The 1,465-nt window shown below is 38.6% G+C and carries 2 protein-coding genes; both read left to right on the forward strand.

Going from position 1 to position 1,465, the window contains the following annotated elements; all coding sequences use genetic code 11:
- Window positions 1-721 (forward strand): phage tail protein I (locus ACJML3_RS01695; protein WP_406020072.1); only part of this gene is annotated, 721 nt, incomplete at its 5' end.
- A 12-nt stretch (window positions 722-733) separates the two neighbouring features.
- Window positions 734-1,465, forward strand: a 732-nt coding sequence (locus ACJML3_RS01700; RefSeq protein ID WP_406020075.1) for a phage tail protein, incomplete at its 3' end; no start/stop codon positions are given.

Here is a 1,465-nt window from a genome sequence, read left to right on the forward strand (position 1 = left end):
CATTGAGAAGCTTGCCCCTTCTTCAATCAAAAAAGATAAAACGGTCAATAACGTTATAAAGGCAACAGACTGTAATCTTTCAAAAGTTCATCAGCATCTTAATGATGCTGTTTTTTTATATAGAATCAATGAACTTTCAAGTGAACAGTTAGATCATTTAGCAGTTCAATGGCAACCTTTAGTGTGGCGCGATTCATGGCCAATAGACACGAAAAGGGCAGTGATAGCTACAATGATTGTTGAAAAGCGCAGAATGGGAACACTGAGTGCGGTTAAAAATGCACTAGCTTCAGTAAAGAGCGCATCAACCGTGCAGGAATGGTGGGAACAGTCACCTCATGGCACTCCGCACACGTTCAAAATCACTGTAAGTCAGAACAAATTAGGTGGTATTGTTCGTGAGGAAATGACACGCGATCTAAGACTGCTTATTGATATAACTAAGCCGGTTCGTTCTCAGTACACATTAACAATCATTCAGGCCTTAGAAGAAAATCTGACTCTTTCTGCTGGCAAGAAAAGCGTTGTTATGTGCAACGTTCCAATAGTTAAAAAACTTGTATGTAAGGTGCGCTCAACTTTAAGCAGAACGTCAAAGCTTAAAGCCTTCTCCTACATCACGGTTAATGATGTAAAACCACTGAAATCATCATTTGTTTCAGCAAGAAACATCAGAACCTATTCAGCAATGAAATCATTCTCTTATTCTTTAATCAATTAAAGGAGTTTTCTTATGTCTCAGGAAATGGACATCATAATTACAGCTACAGGTCTTCAGGCATTAATTAATGCTGAACATTCAGGAACCAATAAAGTTACCTTATCAAAGGTTCAGCTTGGTAATGCTTACTTTGAACCTTCTGAGCAGACTACTGACATTGGAAATGTTGTTGCAGAATTAACCACTGTAGGTGGCTCAACTGTATCAGCTACAGAAATTCAGGTTAACGCTACAGATTCTTCTGATTCTGTTTATACAGTTCGTTCAGTCGGTATCTATACTTCAGATAATATTCTGTTTGCAGTTGGTTCTTCACAAGAGCCTATTCTGCAGAAGGTTGCAACCTCTCAGGCTTTGTTCACCTTTAATATTCTGTTAACCAATGGTAATCCTCAGTATATTGATTTTGGTGATATATCTTTCTCTAATCCACCTGCAACATCAACCACTGCAGGTATTACACGTTTTGCCACAAATACTGAAGCAGAAGAGGCTACAGATGGCACTATTGCCCTTACTCCTTTAAACATCTGCCATATTAATGCAAAGGGCGCTGTATTGAAGGGAATGTGTGATTGTGCAACCTTAGAAGAAATCTTCACCCAGACAAAAATTATTGTAGGTAATGAGAAAGTTGTTACCTCTTTGGTTCTGCAGAATATTCTGGAGCGCTGCAATCTTTTACCAGGCTCTGGAGACGAAAACAAAATAGTTGAACTTGATAGACGTGTAACTGATTTGGAA

The sequence above is a fragment of the Succinivibrio sp. genome (assembly GCF_045124615.1).
Classification (GTDB): domain Bacteria; phylum Pseudomonadota; class Gammaproteobacteria; order Enterobacterales; family Succinivibrionaceae; genus Succinivibrio; species Succinivibrio faecicola.